The 15,549-nt window shown below is 68.5% G+C and carries 16 protein-coding genes; all 16 read right to left on the bottom strand.

Going from position 1 to position 15,549, the window contains the following annotated elements; genetic code table 11:
• Positions 1-37 precede the first annotated feature (37 nt).
• From cobK to cbiD, 16 genes are read right to left on the bottom strand one after another with little or no spacing between them, the layout of a single operon-like run.
• Positions 38-811: a precorrin-6A reductase gene (gene cobK, locus ABCP74_RS04040; protein WP_343000818.1), complete on the bottom strand. Its 774-nt coding sequence runs from the start codon at positions 809-811 to the stop codon at positions 38-40.
• A complete protein-coding gene (locus tag ABCP74_RS04035; protein WP_343000819.1) occupies positions 808-1,449 on the bottom strand; it encodes a precorrin-8X methylmutase in 642 nt (213 codons plus the stop codon). Before ABCP74_RS04035 ends, cobK begins: the two co-directional genes overlap by 4 nt.
• Positions 1,450-1,965, bottom strand: coding sequence for a cob(I)yrinic acid a,c-diamide adenosyltransferase (locus tag ABCP74_RS04030; protein ID WP_343102193.1), 516 nt, complete (start codon positions 1,963-1,965; stop codon positions 1,450-1,452).
• Positions 1,962-3,461: a cobyric acid synthase gene (locus tag ABCP74_RS04025; protein ID WP_343000820.1), complete on the bottom strand. Its 1,500-nt coding sequence runs from the start codon at positions 3,459-3,461 to the stop codon at positions 1,962-1,964. Before ABCP74_RS04025 ends, ABCP74_RS04030 begins: the two co-directional genes overlap by 4 nt.
• Positions 3,454-4,677, bottom strand: coding sequence for a pyridoxal phosphate-dependent aminotransferase (locus tag ABCP74_RS04020; protein ID WP_217108428.1), 1,224 nt, complete (start codon positions 4,675-4,677; stop codon positions 3,454-3,456). The genes ABCP74_RS04025 and ABCP74_RS04020 overlap by 8 nt, the downstream gene beginning before the upstream one ends.
• Positions 4,674-5,648, bottom strand: coding sequence for an adenosylcobinamide-phosphate synthase CbiB (gene cbiB, locus ABCP74_RS04015; RefSeq protein WP_343000821.1), 975 nt, complete (start codon positions 5,646-5,648; stop codon positions 4,674-4,676). The genes ABCP74_RS04020 and cbiB overlap by 4 nt, the downstream gene beginning before the upstream one ends.
• The gene (locus ABCP74_RS04010; protein ID WP_343000822.1) at positions 5,648-6,604 is read right to left on the bottom strand and encodes a histidine phosphatase family protein; all 957 of its coding nucleotides are present in this window, start codon (positions 6,602-6,604) and stop codon (positions 5,648-5,650) included. Before ABCP74_RS04010 ends, cbiB begins: the two co-directional genes overlap by 1 nt.
• A gap of 41 nt (positions 6,605-6,645) precedes the next feature.
• Complete coding sequence (cobS, locus tag ABCP74_RS04005; RefSeq protein ID WP_343000823.1) at positions 6,646-7,413, bottom strand: adenosylcobinamide-GDP ribazoletransferase; 768 nt, start codon at positions 7,411-7,413, stop codon at positions 6,646-6,648.
• On the bottom strand, positions 7,410-7,958 hold the full coding sequence (locus tag ABCP74_RS04000; RefSeq protein ID WP_343000824.1) for a bifunctional adenosylcobinamide kinase/adenosylcobinamide-phosphate guanylyltransferase: 549 nt from the start codon (positions 7,956-7,958) through the stop codon (positions 7,410-7,412). The genes cobS and ABCP74_RS04000 overlap by 4 nt, the downstream gene beginning before the upstream one ends.
• Positions 7,955-9,097, bottom strand: a complete 1,143-nt coding sequence (gene cobT / locus ABCP74_RS03995; RefSeq protein ID WP_343000825.1) for a nicotinate-nucleotide--dimethylbenzimidazole phosphoribosyltransferase — start codon at positions 9,095-9,097, stop codon at positions 7,955-7,957. Before cobT ends, ABCP74_RS04000 begins: the two co-directional genes overlap by 4 nt.
• The gene (locus ABCP74_RS03990; protein WP_343000826.1) at positions 9,090-10,472 is read right to left on the bottom strand and encodes a cobyrinic acid a,c-diamide synthase CobB; all 1,383 of its coding nucleotides are present in this window, start codon (positions 10,470-10,472) and stop codon (positions 9,090-9,092) included. The genes cobT and ABCP74_RS03990 overlap by 8 nt, the downstream gene beginning before the upstream one ends.
• A complete protein-coding gene (gene cbiE, locus ABCP74_RS03985) occupies positions 10,469-11,818 on the bottom strand; it encodes a precorrin-6y C5,15-methyltransferase (decarboxylating) subunit CbiE (RefSeq protein WP_343000827.1) in 1,350 nt (449 codons plus the stop codon). Before cbiE ends, ABCP74_RS03990 begins: the two co-directional genes overlap by 4 nt.
• Positions 11,806-12,549, bottom strand: a complete 744-nt coding sequence (gene cobJ / locus ABCP74_RS03980; RefSeq protein ID WP_343000828.1) for a precorrin-3B C(17)-methyltransferase — start codon at positions 12,547-12,549, stop codon at positions 11,806-11,808. Before cobJ ends, cbiE begins: the two co-directional genes overlap by 13 nt.
• On the bottom strand, positions 12,549-13,682 hold the full coding sequence (locus ABCP74_RS03975) for a cobalt-precorrin 5A hydrolase (RefSeq protein ID WP_343004394.1): 1,134 nt from the start codon (positions 13,680-13,682) through the stop codon (positions 12,549-12,551). Before ABCP74_RS03975 ends, cobJ begins: the two co-directional genes overlap by 1 nt.
• Positions 13,683-14,372: a precorrin-2 C(20)-methyltransferase gene (gene cobI, locus ABCP74_RS03970; protein WP_343000831.1), complete on the bottom strand. Its 690-nt coding sequence runs from the start codon at positions 14,370-14,372 to the stop codon at positions 13,683-13,685. It lies immediately after the preceding gene.
• The gene (gene cbiD / locus ABCP74_RS03965; protein WP_343000832.1) at positions 14,365-15,549 is read right to left on the bottom strand and encodes a cobalt-precorrin-5B (C(1))-methyltransferase CbiD; all 1,185 of its coding nucleotides are present in this window, start codon (positions 15,547-15,549) and stop codon (positions 14,365-14,367) included. Before cbiD ends, cobI begins: the two co-directional genes overlap by 8 nt.

Raw genomic sequence — 15,549 nt, 5'->3', positions numbered from 1 at the left:
CCGCAACTTATTAAAGGGCCCTAGGCGCGGTGAGCGCCTAGCGCGCGAACTCTCGTAAGAGCGCATCTTCCACTTCCCGAAGCGAAAGGGCCCCGCTTCCCTCGGCGGGACGGGTGACCACGATGCAGCGCGCTCCCACGTCGCGCGCGGCGGCAAGCTTCTCGGCCGTGCCGCCTACGGTTCCCGAGTCCTTGGTCACAAGCCACTGGGCGCCCACCTGCCGAAGCATCGCCTCGTTGAGCTCGCGGGTGAAGGGCCCCTGCATGCCGATGACGTGTGACGGCGAAAACCCCGCGTCGATGCACTTCGTTATAGCACCGGGCAGCGGGAGCACACGCACGAAGAAGCGCTCCGCGAAATCGGCGACGCGCGTGTAGGGAGCAAGCTCCTTGCTCCCCGTCGTGAGAAGCGCGCGACCCGGGTTCTCGGAGAGAAAGCGCGCCGCGCAGGCGATCGACGCGACCGACACGATGCCTTTGGGCAGCGCCTCGGCCGGGCGCGCAAGACGCAGGCATCGTGCACCCACGGCGAGCGAAGCGGCCCGGATGTTGCCGCTTGCGAGCGTAGCGAAGGGGTGCGTGGCGTCGACGACGATGCGCGCGCCGGAAAGCTCGCGCTCCATGTCGGCCTCGTCGAGCCTGCCCGCATGCACCTCGATGCCCAGAAGCTCGCCCAAAAGCTCGCCTCCGAACTCGGTTGCCGCGTAGGCACGGGCGGGGATGCCCGCCTCGCTCGCCCATTCGCACAGAAGGCGGCCCTCGGTGGTGCCGGCGAAGATGCGCAGCGCCGGCGCGGATGCGGGCGCCGTCACTTCGGGCCGCCTGGGCGCGTGATCTGGTAGAGCAGCGCGTTCATAATGGCGGCCGCCACGGTCGAACCGCCCTTGCGACCCCTCGCGACGATGGCCGGCACGCGTCGCGCGAGTAGCTCCTCTTTCGCCTCGACCACGTTCACAAACCCGACCGGCACCCCAACGACGAGCGCGGGCGCGATCTTTCCCGCGTCCATGAGCTCGGCGAGACGCAGAAGTGCTGTGGGAGCGTTGCCGACGGCCACGATGAGCGGACCCTCGATGCCGCAAGCTTTGTCCATGCTCGCAACGGCGCGAGTCGTGCCCGCGGCACGCGCAGCCGCGGCGACATCAGGGTCGGCCATGTAGCATACGACCTTGCAGCCGAGCTTCGCGAGCGCGGGCTTGCTTATGCCTGCGAGCGCCATGTTCGTGTCGGTGAGCACCGTGGCCCCTGCGCGCAGTGCGTCGAGCGCACAGTGCGCGGCGTCATGGGTGAACACGAGGGAATCGGCGTACGAGAAGTCGGCAGTGGTGTGGATGACGCGCTTCACGACGGGCCCTTCGAGCGGCGGGAACGTGCGGCCGCCGAGCTCTTCGGTGATGATCTCGAAGCTGCGCCGCTCGATGTCGCCGGGCGCCATCTCCTTGGAATCCATCTAGTACTCCACTCCTTCCCTTGCACATATCCCCTGAGCGTAGGGGTGTTTCTCGCACCGCATCTCGGTTATGTAGTCGGCCTTCTCCACGATCTTGCGGGAAGGCGCGCGCCCGGTGAGCGCTACTTCGACGCCGCGCGCGGACATATCGAGCGCACGGTCCACGAGCGCCTCATCGACAAGCCCCTTCGAAAGCGCATCGAGCGCCTCGTCGAGCACGAGCAGCCCCTCCTGCGCGCCCTCGTACTCGGCGAGCGCGGAAGCGAGGTTCCCATCGTGCAGCTCGCACGTCGCGGCAAGTTCTTCCGACGTCATCGACCAGGTAAACTTGTCCGACACCTTCCCCGCGAACACGGGCACGCCGAAATGCTCGGCGAGCAGGCGCGCCTCCCCGCTTTCGCCGTCTTTCAGGAACTGCACGACGACGACGCGGCGGCCTGCGGCGAGCATGCGAAGGGCGAGGCCCATCGCCGCCGTGGTCTTGCCTTTGCCGTCGCCATGATACACGTGGATCATACGCCCTCCTCGATAACGCGGTAGACATACTCCATGTCGAGCGCCCCGCGCACGACATCGGCCAGGCGGTCGAACTCGCGCGCACGGTGATCGGCCGCGGACGCTGCGCCCGCAGCACCCACGACGCTCTCGGGCAGGCCGCGCATGCGCGCGAGCGAGCGCGCGAGAGCGAGCGCCACCCCCGGTTCGTCGAACAGGCCGTGGAGATAGGTTCCGAACACGTTTCCGCAGGCCGCGCCTTCTGGTTTGCCGCCAATCGTGCCCGCAGGGGCGCAGGAGACGGTCGTTTCGCCGTCGTGAATCTCGTACCCGCGCGCCGTCATGCCGTTCCACACCGAGAACGCGCCTTGGGCGCCCGTGATGCGCAGCTCCGACTGGGCGAGGCGCTTTTCTTCCTTGAACACCGTACTTGCAGGGATGAGCCCGAGCCCGCGCGCGGTGCCAGCGCCTTCCCTGCCGTGCGGGTCGGAAAGCCCGTCTCCCAAAAGCTGGTAGCCTCCGCATATGCCGAGCACCGGCGTGCCCGCGCCCGAAAGCGCGCGTACACAGGCTCCGATGCCGCTAGCCGCAAGCCAGCGCGCGTCGTCGAGCGTAGCCTTCGAGCCGGGGAGCACCACTAGGTCGGGTCGGCCCAGATCGGTCGTCGAGGAAACGTAGCGCACACCCATGCCGGGCACGCGCGAAAGCGGGTCGAAGTCGGTGAAGTTCGACAGATGCGGAAGGCGCACGACGGCGACGTCGATGACGCCGCGCGCCTCGCGGGCAGATAAGCGCGGCGCGAGCGAGTCCTCGTCGTCCAGGTCGAGCGTAAGATACGGCACGACCCCCACGACGGGAACCCCGCACATCTTCTCGAGCGGGGCCAAACCCGGGCGCAGAATTTCCACATCGCCGCGGAACTTGTTCACCACAAGCCCCCGCAAAAGCGCGCGATCCTCGGGCGCAAAGAGCGCGACCGTGCCGTAGAGCTGGGCAAACACCCCGCCTGGGTCGATGTCGCCCGCGAGCAGCACGGGGGAGGACACGGCGCGCGCGAGCCCCATGTTGACGATGTCGTTTTCGGCAAGGTTGATTTCGGCGGGGCTGCCGGCGCCCTCGATGACGATGACGTCGTTTTCCTCCGCGAGCGAATCGAACGCCTCCAAAATCTGCGGCATGAGCGCCTTCTTTCGCGCGAAGTAGTCCCTCGCAGCGAAGGCTCCCTGCGCCTTACCGGCCACGATGAGCTGGCTTCGGTGGTCGCTTTCGGGCTTGAGCAGGATGGGGTTCATGCGCACGTCGGGCGCAATGCCGCACGCCTCGGCCTGCATGATCTGGGCGCGCCCCATCTCGAGCCCGTCGGCCGTGACACCGCTGTTGAGCGCCATGTTCTGGCTCTTGAAGGGAGTCACGCGCAGGCCGTCCTGCGAAAGCACACGGCACAGCCCCGCCGCAAGCAGGCTCTTCCCCGCGTTCGACATGGTGCCCTGGATCATGATGGGCTTCGCCCTACCCACGGGTATCGACCTCCTTCGCCGAGCCTCGGCCATCCGCGCCCGCCATAGCGCCGCTGCAAGAAGCGCCGCCCCGTTCGTCGGGTTCGGCTTCGCCCGATGCACCTTCCACCCGAAGCGCGCGGCTGAAGGCCATCGCAAGCCGGGCATTCTCCTTGCGCGTGCGCACCGCGACGCGGCACCAGAAACGGGACAGTACCGAAAACGAGTCGCACGTGCGGACCAAAACCCCCTGTTTATACAGGCGCTCGGGGATGTCTTTCGCCGGCGTGCGGACTAAAAGGAAGTTCGCATCCGACGGCACGACGGAAAGCCCGAGCGAGGAGAGCTCGTGGGAAAGCCACGCTCGCTCGCCCGCCAATACATCGCGCGTGCGCGAGACGTATTCGACGTCTTCCAGGGCGGCGATGCCCGCGGCCTCGGCGACCGAGGAGACGGGCCACGCCTGCCCCGCCCGGCGAATCCCCTCGATGAGTTGGGCGTTTCCGCTGATCAGATATCCCAACCGCAACCCCGCCATTCCGTAGAGCTTGGTGAACGCGGAGAGCACGGCCACATGGCGCGAACACGCGGCGCATGCGGCCACGCTCCTTTCGCGGGCGTCGGGCGCAAATCCGAGGAAGCACTCGTCCACGACGAGCAGCGCGCCCACCTGCTCGCAGCGGCAAGCCGCGGCATCGATCACGCTGGGGTCGACGAGGCGCCCCGTCGGGTTGTTCGGATTGCAGAGGTACGCCACGTCTCCCGGCCCCTCGATCGCGCGGGCGAAGGAGGCGGGCACGTCGAAGTCGTCCGCTTCGGAGAGCGGGAACTCCTGCACGCATGCGCCGTAGTACGATGCCGCCTCCGCATATTCAGAGAACGTCGGCGCGCACACGACGATGCGTTTCGGGCGCATCGCCGCGGCGAGCCGCCAGATGATGTCGGACGCGCCCGCGCCGCAGACGATAGTATCTTCGGGAATGCCCTGGGCACGCGCTAGGGCGCGAACGAGGGCGAGGCTTTCCCTATCGGGGTAGGCGTCGATTCGAGAAAGCGCCTTGCAAGCTGCGGCGACGGCGCGCGGCGAGGGGCCTGCCGGATTCACGTTCACCGAGAAGTCAATGAGGTCGGAGGCGCCCCCTTCGCAAGCGATGCCGAGCGATTGCGAGCTGCCCCCATGCGCACGGGCGCGCAGGATTCCCCCCGCAGCCCGGGACGCGGCGTGGTCTTCCCTCATGCCATCGCCCCCACGGCGAGCACGACCGCCGCGCGCGCGGCGCCGAAGACGACGAGCGCGCATACGGACGCGGCGAGCATGAGCCTTGTCGCCCGGGCGATGTCGCCCCACTCGATTTCGCGGGACGCGTCGCCTATCGTCGGTTTCTCAACGAGCTTGCCAAAATACACCGCGGGTCCTGCCAGACGCAGCCCGAGCGCGCCCGCGCACGCTGACTCGGTCTGCGCCGCGTTCGGACTCGCATGGCGACGCCTGTCGCGGCGCCAGATGCGCGCCGCCCCGCGCGCGTCGAGCCCGACGATCGGGCATACGGCGATCATGAGCAGGGCCGATAAGCGCGAGGGAATCCAGTTCGCCGCATCGTCGAGGCGCGCCGAGGCGCAGCCGAAGTCGATGTAGCGCTCGTTTTTGTAGCCCACCATGCTGTCGAGCGTGTTCACCGCCTTGTACGCCATGCCCAAGGGCGCACCCCCGATCATAAGGTAGAAAAGCGGCGCGATGACGCCGTCGCTCGCGTTCTCCGCCACCGTTTCCACGGCGGCGCGCGCGACGCCCTGCTCGTCGAGAACAGACGTGTCGCGTCCCACGATGAGCCCGACGGCTTCGCGCGCCGCGACAAGGCCGCCCTTCGAGAACGCGCGGGCCACGGCCAGGCTCTGGCGGCGCAGCTCGCATGTCGCGAGAATCTGATAGCTCGCCCATGCCTCGACAACGAAGCGCAAGCCGGGGTGAACCATGCCGCAAAGATGCAGGATTCCCCAGGTCAAAAGCCCACACGCAAGCGGAAGCGCCACGGCGAGCACAAGCCCTGCGGCGCGCGTGCCCGCGGACGTTTGCGGGAATGCGCCCCGCAGGTGGCCTTCGGCCCACGTGATCGCGCGCCCCATGGCGACAACGGGATGGGGAAGCCAGCGCGGGTCGCCGAAGGCAAGGTCGGCCGCGAACCCAGCGGCGACGGCAAGAATCGTCATCACCGGGCATCGCCCCCCGAAGCGGGGCGAACGTCGCGAAGGCAGCGCCCATCCCAGGTGGCGGCCCATGCGCCGCCCGGCTCGGTATGCACCTCGAAATATCCCATTTTCGGGACAGCTAGCTCGGAGAGCAACGCTTTCACGGTACCCGCGTGAACGACGAAGACGGCGCGCCCACTCCCCTGGGCGCGCTCCGATTTGCACGCCTCCCGAAACGCCGCGACGACGCGGCGGGTGAAATCGCTCTTGCGCTCGCCATGCGGGCAGCGCGTCTCGCACCAGGAGTCTACCCAGGCGCGGTAGCGCGCATCCTCTTTAAGCTCGGCGGCGCTTCGCCCCTCGAAGTCGCCGAAATCCATCTCGCGCAGACCGGGGCACGCCAAAAGTTCCGCATTCGGGAAGAGGATGCGCGCCGTCTGGTCGGTGCGGTCCATGCCGCTCGTGATAGCACGGAACACGTCACGATCGCACGCGAGGTCGCGCAAAGCGCGCTCGCCCGCGCTCGACAGGGGCTCGTCGGTGCCCGCCCCGCTGTAGCGATGGTCTTCCGTGCCCGCCGTGGCACCATGGCGCACGAAGACGACTTCCAAAGGCGCGCCCGCGCCCTGCGTCCCTCGGGGCGCTTCGTCAAGGTTTCCTTTGATGACCTGGGGAATCCCGCACGTCATGCGCACGACGACGTCGGCGCGCGCAGCGAGCGCGCATCCCAGTCGCCCCGCGCGCTCGCGCCATTGGGCGTCTTCCGCACACATGGGGACGACCCCCGAGCCGACCAAGGACAGAATCACTGCGTCGAAGCCGATCAACCGCTCGAGCGCCCGGTCAGCGTCGAGCGCGCGTACGAATTCCTCAGCACGGTACGCGACGCGGCCGGCAAAAGCCGCGGGCACGCCGCCCTCCGCAAGCTGCGCCGCGTCGACGAAATCGTCCGCCGCGAACCCGAGCTTTTCGCGCACGAAGGTCCTTTTCCCCGAATGCGCGCCACCTACCACGAGTATCATAGGAGCATGCCCCCCGCCACCAGCATGGCAAGCATCGCGAGCTCGGCCCATTGCAGAAACCATCCGGCCAAATCCCCCGTCACCCCGCCGAAGCGGGACAGGGCAACATGGCGGTACCACGCGAGCGCCAAAAGCCCCGCCACCGCCATAAGGGCGCCGACGGTCTGGGCGCACGCGACCATCCCTGCAGCCGAAGCCGCAGCGAAAGCGCAAAGCGGCACGACGATCGCAGCGCGCTTCTTCGCAGGCGAGAGCCCCGCCGCCATGCCGTCCGCCCGCGCGGCAGGCCAGCATTCAACGGCGAGCCCCGAAAGCGAGCGGGAGAACACGAGCGAGCACAGAAGCGCGAGGAACGCTCCCGCCGTAAGCGGCAGCGCGGTGAACAGGGAAAACTGCAGAATAAGGTACACAACAACACCGATGACCCCGAAGGCGCCCGCCCGCGGGTCGTGCATGATCTCGAGCTTTCGCTCGCGCGGGGCCCAGCTTGCAAGCGCATCGGAGGTGTCGCAGAGCCCGTCTAGGTGGATGCCCCCCGTCACCGCCACAGGCAGCGCCACGAGTACGGCCGCGACGATGGTCGCGGGCACGCCGAGCAGGTTCGCCACGTGCCCCCACGCCGTCATGAGGAAGCCTTCCGCAAGGCCCACCAGGGGAAACGCGGCAAGCGCATGGGTTGTCCCGAAATCGGTCCAGGCCGATTTCGGGACGGGGATGCGCGAGAACGTTCCGAACGCCGCGCCGATTGCCTCTTCTATCTTCACCTTGTAGGTCCTTCGCCTTTCATCCACACGGGAATCCCGCATACCACTTCGACTGCGCGGTCGGCCAGCGCCGCCACGCCCGCGTTCACGCGCGCGAGCGCGCGCCTCCATGCTTCGGTACCCTCATCGTAGCGCATCCCATCGGCGAACACGTCGACGGTGACCACCACCGTATACTCAGCGGCCTGAGCGAGCCGTTCGATGCCTCCGAGCACCTCGCGCGCCGCGGCGTCGGGGTCACGTGGGGACAAGCCGCCTTCCGCAAAGAGCTCGTTCGCAACCAGGTTGCCCACGTCCTCCAAAAGAAGCGTGCAGCCGCGCGGAAGCCCGGGCACTGCGGCGCCCACGTCACGCGTGCGCTCGAGGGTAGAAAACCCCTTGCCCTCGCGCAGCGCCCGATGGCGCGCGATGCGGCGGGCGCCCTCTTCCCCGAAGGGCTCCATCGTTGCCAGGTACACGCGGGGGCCGTCGTGCCCGAGGCACAGGGACTCGGCGTAGGCGCTCTTGCCACTCGCGGCGGCACCGATAACGAGCGTCACCGTCATTTCCCGGCCTCGAAATGTTCGTAAGCAGCCATGCCAGTCGCCGTGAACGTCTTCCCATCCCGGTACACGCGCAGCGCAGAATCCAGAAGGGGCAGATACGCCATGGCGCCCGCGCCCTCGCCCAAATGCATGCCTGCGTCGAGGGGTGCCTTTATGCCGAGCTCGCGAAGGAGCTCCTGGCTTGCGGGTTCGCTTGATGCGTGGGTGCCCACGAGGTAGCCCAAGGCGTTGGGGCACAGGCGCGCCGCGCACAGGGCCGCCGTGCAGGATATGACCCCGTCGAGGAGCGCCGGCGCCTTCGAGGCCGCGGCCCCCAGGTAGAAGCCGCACATCGCCGCGATGTCGAAGCCGCCCACCTTCGAGAGCACGTCGATCGGGTCGGCGGGATCGGGCGAGTTCGCATCGATAGCGCGCTCGACCACGTCGCGCTTGCGCGCGAGCGAGGCGTCCGAGAGCCCCGCGCCGCGCCCGACGAGGCTCCGCGCGTCCGCCCGGAGGAGCACTGCGGCCACCGCTGCCGAGGTGGTCGTGTTGCCGATGCCCATCTCGCCCGCGGCGAGAAGGCGCACGCCGGCGCGGGCAAGCCCGCACGCGACGGCGATTCCGACCTCGATCGCGCGAACGGCCCCATCGCGAGACATAGCGGGGCCGTGCGCGATGTTGCCGCTCCCCCGCCGCACGTTCGCGCGCACCATGCGCGCGTCTTCTATGCCCCGGGCCATACCCACGTCGACGGGCACGACCTCGGCACCCGCGAACGACGCCATGCGGCAGGCGCTCGTGGCCCCCTCGCACATGTTGCGCGCAACGGCTCGCGTCACGTCTTGCCCGCTTTGCGACACGCCTTCGGCAACGACCCCGTTGTCGGAGAAGAATACCGCGAGCGCACGGGGGGACTCGGCCACCTCGGCGCTCCCCTGAGCTGCGGCGATACACGCGACGGCGTCTTCAAAGTCGCCCAATCCCCCCAAGGGGTGCGCGATGGAGTCCCACGCGGCGTACGCGGCGGCGCGGGCGCACTCGTCTGCGGGCGCGATCCGGGAGAGCGCAGCTTCGAGCACGGCGCCCGGCGCCGACGAGAACGCGCGCTCGACTTCCTCGCGGATGCAGGCAAGCGCGGTTTCGGTTGTTTCAGCCATGCCGTCTCCTCTCTGCGAACGACGCTGCGGCAGATGCGAACGCGCGCGCAACGTCGGGGTTAGCAGGATAGTACACATGCGGGAAGCCCGCCACCAGGGACGGGGTGGTCGTCATGCACGGCCAGCCCTTGTCGCGCCGGGGCTTCTGCGCCCAGAAGTCGCCGCCCGGGCAGGTGGACTGCCAGTAGTGGAACTCGTGTGCGCGGATGCGTGTGCCGCGCGGCCCGTAGAGCCCGTCGCGTTGGGAAGTGAGCTCCACGTACCCGAAATGGGACAGCCTTCCCCCGTTCTCGCTTGCGCCCTCAAGGGTGCCCGCAACAGGCCAACGCCGCCCCTCGCTATCGGCGATTTCGCGCTGCAGGTACAGAAACCCACCGCATTCGGCGACCGTCGGCATGCCGGATTCCACCGCGCGCCGCACCGCCTCGCGCATCAGCGCGTTCTCGGAGAGCTGCCGCGCATGGAGCTCCGGGTAGCCGCCCCCCAGATAGAGGGCGCTTGTCCCCCGGGGCAACTCGCTATCACACAGGGGGCTGAAAAAGGCCAGCTCGCAACCCAGGTCCTCGAGCGCGCGCAGGTTCTCCTCGTAGTAGAACGAGAACGCCTCGTCACGCGCGACGGCGACGATGGGCCGCGCTCCCGCGATCGGCTCCAACCGGTAAGGTTCCTCGCGGATATCGGGTGCCGTCGCCGCTATTTCGAGCAAGCGGTCGACGTCGACGCTCTTTTCCACCAGCTCGGCCATCTTATCGATGCGCGCGGAGAGCTGCTCGACCTCGTCGGCGGTCACAAGCCCCAAATGCCGGCTTTCGAGCGAGAACGCCTCGTCGGCGGGGATATTCCCCAAAACCGCGACGCCCGTGTGCTTCTCGATCGCAGGCGCCGCGTAGGCGCAGGCAGCGGCGCTCGTCTTGTTCAGCACGACGCCGCGCACGTTCGCACAAGGCAGGAACTCGGCGATGCCGCGGATTACGGCGGCGAGCGATAAAGACGCCCCGCGCCCGTTCACCACTAAAACGACCGGCGTTTCCGTGTCGCGCGCAACCTGGTAGCTGCTCGCGTTGGCCACGCCGGGCGCCATGCCGTCGTAGAAGCCCATGACCCCCTCGAGCACCGCGACATCCGCGCCCGCGGCGCCGCGTGCGAGCAGGGCGCGCAGCGTCGGGGCGTCGGTGAAGAAACCGTCTAAGTTGCCCGAGCGCGCACCCACGACGCGGCGATGAAAGAGCGGGTCAATGTAGTCGGGGCCGCATTTGAAGGCCGCGCATGCAAGGCCGCGGCGCGCGAGCGCGCGCAGGAGCGCGCACGTTACGACCGTCTTACCGCTCCCGCTCGAGGGCGCAGCGACCATGAAGCGCGGGATGGACGTGCTCACCGGGCGCCGCCTTCCCCACCTACACCACGCGCGCTGACGAGGAACACGGGGTTTTGCGCCTTCATAAGATGGTGCGAGCCTACAGCCTCGGCGCGGGCGGCCGACACCTGGCACGCCTCGAACCCCTTAAAGCGCGAACCCGAGAGGAGCGCGCACGCCTCGGTGAGCGTCTCAACGGTGACGCATGGCACGCACAGGCGAACCTGCGAGTTCTTCTCGAGCGCCGCCTCCACGATGGAGGGAAGCTCGCCCGCGCTCCCGCCGACGAACACGGCGTCGGGGACGGGCAGTTTCGCGAGCGCATCGGGGGCGACACCGGGGACCGCATGCACGTTGCCGCACCCGAATGCACCCGCGTTCTCTCGGATGAGCCGCACGCCGGCCGCGTTGCGCTCCACCGCCCATACCGAGCCCGCTCGCGCGACGAGCGCCGCCTCGATCGACACGCTCCCCGTGCCGGCGCCGACGTCCCACACGGTGTCGGTCGCGGTAAGGCGCAGCTTCGCGAGCGCGACGGCGCGCACCTCCTGCTTGGTCATGGGAACGTCGCCGCGGATGAAGAGCTCGTCGGGAATGCCCGAGGAAGCATACGGCCAGCGGGAACTCGCGGCGCGGGATGCGCCCGCAGAGTCCGCCGCGGAAGAAGCCGCCGCGGGCGCAGACGCGCCGGCCGGCGCCTCGGAGGCTGCGCTAGAGCCCGCAGGCGACCCGTTGCCGCCTGCGGGCTCGATAAGCATCACGTTCAAGTCGTCGAACGTCTGACCCGCAATTTCACTTGCGGTCGCGCAGGTGATGCGCTCGTCGGGGTACGACAGGCGCTCGGCCACCGTCACGCACGCGTCCCCGAAGCCCGCCTGCACAAGCTCGCCCGAAAGCCGCGAGGGGTCTTCCCCGCCCGACGTGGCGAGGAAGAGCTCACCCGCGCGCTCGGCCTCGGCCGCGATGTCGCACGCCACGCCGTGAGCGCTCGCGAAGCGCCAATCCTGCCATGGACGCGCAAGGCGCGCGGCGAGATACGACGCTGAGCTTATGCCGGGGATGATGCGCACGTCCACCTGCGCGTCGCCGGAGAGCGCCTCCACCAGACGGCGTGCGCCGCTGAACAGCCCCACATCGCCCGTCATCACGACCACGGCGCGCTGCCACGACGCCGCATCGGTGAGCGCGGCGACGATGTCCGCCGTCTTCACGAGCTCGTATCTCACCACGTCGGCCGGCACGTCGATGCCGACAAGCGCGCGATGGGCGCCGATGACCACGTCGGCGATGTCGATCGCGTCGAGCGCCGCGCGCGAGAGCAAGTCGGGGTTTCCGGGCCCCGCCCCGATGATCGTTACCTTTCGCATGGAATCTCCCGATACCCGCGCGGCGTGACCATACGGCCGCCTACGCACTTCGTGTCCGCGTTGCCGACGAACACGGTAGTGAACATGTCGGCGTCGAACTCCCCCAGCTCGGAGAGCCTGCACATGCCCGACTGCTGCCCCTCGCGCCCGATGTTTCGTACCCAGCCGCAGAGCGTGTCGGGGGCCTTCCATTCGAGCATAATCTTCGCCGCGCGCGAGAGCCTGTCGGCGCGCTTTCTGCTGCGCGGGTTGTACAAACAGATGCAGAAGTCGGCGCTCGACACGGCGGCGAGCCTGCGCTCGATGACCTCCCACGGCGTGAGCAGGTCGGAGAGCGACATGACCGCGAAGTCATGGGCAAGCGGGGCGCCGAGCACCGCCGACCCGCTCTGAGCCGCGGTGGCCCCGGCGATAACTTCCACGTCTACATCGGGGTAGTCCTCCGCAAGCTCCAGCACGGGGCTCGCCATGCCGTACACGCCCGCGTCACCGCTGCACACGAGCGCCACGGCTTCTCCGCTCTGCGCGCGCGAAAGCGCCAGGCGGCACCGTTCGACCTCGTGCATCATCGGCGTCGCGAGATGCGCCGCATCGGGCACGGCGGCGAGCGCGAGCTCAACGTATTTCGTGTACCCCACAACGATGTCGGCCGCCTCGAGCGCGCGCCGAGCCGCAATCGTCATGCCGTCGGGGCCGCCCGGGCCGATCCCCACCACGAAGAGCTTTCCCATCACCGCTCCTTAAACGAAAGTTCGATAGTTACCTTGGAAAACGCGACGGTTACGCCGCCGTGAGCGAGCTTCGGGAAGATAAGTTTGCCCCCGTCCGCGAGCGCCGCGCGCTCGCACACGTTGTCGACCCCCACCGTCGCGCGCACGAAATCAGATGGCGAAACGCTGCCTTCGACCTGCGACAACTCATCTGCAGAATACGTCGCAAGCGGGATATTCCGCGCGCGGCAGAAGGCGAGCAGACCCTCCTCGTGCGCCTTCACGTCAATCGTCGCCGCCTCGCGCACGGCCGAAGGCGAGATGCCCGCCTGCCCGCACGCGAGAAGAAACGCCTCCCCGATCGCTTCGGCGCACGCACCGCGACGGCACCCTATGCCCGCAACGATGCAGGGCACGACAAGGCGAAGTGGCTCGGGCGCAGGCGCCTGCGCCCGCACGCCCGCCGGCTTCCCCGTCTCACCGGCGGGCACGACCTCGCCCGGTGTCTCCGCCGCGCAAACGGACGCACCCGCATTCGCGCCCGCGAACGGCGACACGACGATATCGGCCCGAGCGCGGTCGGACACAATGTCAACCCCCTCAGGCGGTTGTCCCGAAATCGGCATGTCGGAATAGAGCGTCACGCGCCCGCCCGAAAGCAGCCGCGCCGACACTCGCTTGATAGCCTCGGGATTCGAAACGGCGAGCCCCGCACAGCGCGCCCACGTATCCACCGCCCACACGCCGCGGACGTCGGTCGCCGTGGTGATGACGGAGATGGCCCCTGCCGCGCGTGCCACGGTTTGCGCAAGCTCGTTCGCACCGCCCAAATGCCCCGACAAAAGCGGGATGGCAAAGCGCCCCGCCTCGTCGATCACCACAACCGCGGAATCGCTTGCCTTCGAGGCGACATGCGGCGCGATCGCCCGCACGGCGATGCCCGCCGCGCCCACGAACAGAAGCGCGTCCGACGCTTCCCACGCGAGCGCCGTCCATGCGCGCAGGTCGGCCTTCCCCTCGCCGAACCCGCGCGAAACGGAAACGTCCCAGCCAGGGTCATCTTCACCTGCCTGCGCGCAATCGGAAAGCGCGTGTGCGGTGCGCTCCGCCAACGCATACCCCCTCTCAGTGAACGCTATGCAGGAAACCCTCATCTAGCGCACCACCATCGTCGAGAAGTAGCTGCCCTGATCGGGCACATCGTCGAGCGAGCGGTACACGCGCTCGCCCGGAAGCCCACAGTCCTCTACGAGGTCGGCACCGTCGAAGGCGCCCTCCTCGCGAAGGATGCGCTTCGTGTCCGCAAGCGAGCGGCGCGCCTTCATGACCACCTTTGTCCCCGGCCAGCCGATTGCGTGGCGCACGTCGTCGTAGCCGCCGGGCACGATGTGCAGAGGCGACGAGATCTCGGGCGTGAGGTCGCGCTCGAGCGCTGCGGCGACCGCGCAGAAGCTCGGCACGCCGGGAATGGCGCGCGCCTCGAACCCGCGGGCGCGCACGTCGGGCGCTATGCGCTGGAAAGTAGCGTAGATGCTCGGGTCCCCCAGGTTCAGCAGCGCGACGTCGCGGACCGCATCCAGGTGCGCGACAAGCTCGCGAACAAGCGAGGCATGCTCGGCCGCGCGGCGCTCGGCGTCGCGCGTCATCGAGAATCGCACGGGGATCACCGTCTTGCCTGTAAGGTCGACGGCGCCGCGCACGATGTCGAGCGCGACCATGACCCCGTCCGCCGTCTGCGGTGCGGCGATGACCGGACACGATTCGATTGTGCGGACGGCCTTGATCGTGAGTAGCTCGGGGTCGCCAGGCCCCGTGCCCACCCCGTACAGCACGCCTTTACTCATACGTCGCCCCCAATTCCCCGATAACTGCATCGGCGCCCGACGTGCGGAAAAGCTCGCGGCGCTCGGCGTCGAACACGACCGCGGCGATGTCGCATGCGCCCGCCGCGCGACGGCGCAACCTGTCCTCGATTGCCGCAGCGAGCGAGGCGCGTGCAGCGTCCCCCACGCCGGCGGCCTCGATTACCTCGAGCGCCGCCGTGGTCGTGACCGACGACATGATCTCGCGCACGGTCTTCGCGCCCGCGCCGGCCAAGGCCGCGTGGGCGGCCAGAATCTCCGCGCGGCAGTCGGCGGTACGCGAATGGGTGTCCATGATGCCGCCAGCGACCTTCACCAGCTTGCCGATGTGTCCCACAAGAAGGACATTGGTGAATCCCTCGCGAACGCAGCAATCAATCGCATCGCCCACAAAGTTGGAGATGAAGACCACCGGCGCACCGTTTAGGTGGAAATGCCCCGAGATGAACTGCCCGCCGTAGTTGCCGGGCGTGAGCACGACTCCGCGCCGCCCCATAGCCGCATGCTGCCGGATCTCGAGCTCGATGCTGTCGCGCAAGGCAGCGAGGCTGCGCGGCTCGACGATGCCCGTCGTGCCCAGGATGGAGATGCCGCCCTCTATCCCCAGGTGCGGGTTGAAGGTCTTTTCGGCAAGGGAAACGCCCTCGGGTACCGAAATCGTCACAGCAATATTTCCAGAAAAGCCGTGCGCGGCGCACACCTCGCGCACCGCCGAAGTGATCATCGCGCGCGGCGTCGCGTTGATGGCGGCCGCCCCCACCGGCTGCTCGAGCCCGGGCAACGTCACGCGTCCCACGCCCACGCCGCCATCGACGGAAACTTCCGATTCGCGCGCAGGCACGCCCTTGCTGCCCGCAGCGCCCGTGCCCGACCACGCATGTTCCACGCGCGCGTACACGAGCACGCCGTCGGTCACATCGGCATCGTCGCCTGCGTCCTTTCGCACGGCGCACTGGGCGCACCCCTCGCCGATGCATGCGTCGACCACGTTCGCCTCGACGGGCAGCCCGCCGGGGGTGACGATCGACACGCAGCCGACGGGCTTTCGTGACAAGAGCATCTCGCAGGCCGCCTTCGCCGCGAGCGCGGCGCAGCTCCCCGTGGTGTAGCCGCAGCGCAAGCGGGTCGTCCCGGTATATATGTAGTGCTCGAAGGCCAC

Source organism: Collinsella aerofaciens (assembly GCF_039062315.1).
Taxonomy (GTDB): Bacteria; Actinomycetota; Coriobacteriia; order Coriobacteriales; family Coriobacteriaceae; genus Collinsella; species Collinsella aerofaciens_BG.
This window is presented reverse-complemented; position numbering and strand designations above follow the sequence as displayed.

Bases quoted from the DNA above. Each gene is read 5' to 3' on its own strand.
- ABCP74_RS04035 (WP_343000819.1), bottom strand. From the start codon at position 1,449: ATGGATTCCAAGGAGATGGCGCCCGGCGACATCGAGCGGCGCAGCTTC.
- cobJ (WP_343000828.1), bottom strand. From the start codon at position 12,549: ATGGGAAAGCTCTTCGTGGTGGGGATCGGCCCGGGCGGCCCCGACGGC.
- ABCP74_RS04000 (WP_343000824.1), bottom strand. From the start codon at position 7,958: ATGACGGTGACGCTCGTTATCGGTGCCGCCGCGAGTGGCAAGAGCGCC.
- cbiB (WP_343000821.1), bottom strand. From the start codon at position 5,648: ATGACGATTCTTGCCGTCGCCGCTGGGTTCGCGGCCGACCTTGCCTTC.
- cobI (WP_343000831.1), bottom strand. From the start codon at position 14,372: ATGAGTAAAGGCGTGCTGTACGGGGTGGGCACGGGGCCTGGCGACCCC.
- cbiE (WP_343000827.1), bottom strand. From the start codon at position 11,818: ATGCGAAAGGTAACGATCATCGGGGCGGGGCCCGGAAACCCCGACTTG.
- ABCP74_RS03975 (WP_343004394.1), bottom strand. From the start codon at position 13,682: ATGAGGGTTTCCTGCATAGCGTTCACTGAGAGGGGGTATGCGTTGGCG.
- ABCP74_RS04030 (WP_343102193.1), bottom strand. From the start codon at position 1,965: ATGATCCACGTGTATCATGGCGACGGCAAAGGCAAGACCACGGCGGCG.
- cobT (WP_343000825.1), bottom strand. From the start codon at position 9,097: ATGGCTGAAACAACCGAAACCGCGCTTGCCTGCATCCGCGAGGAAGTC.
- ABCP74_RS04020 (WP_217108428.1), bottom strand. From the start codon at position 4,677: ATGAGGGAAGACCACGCCGCGTCCCGGGCTGCGGGGGGAATCCTGCGC.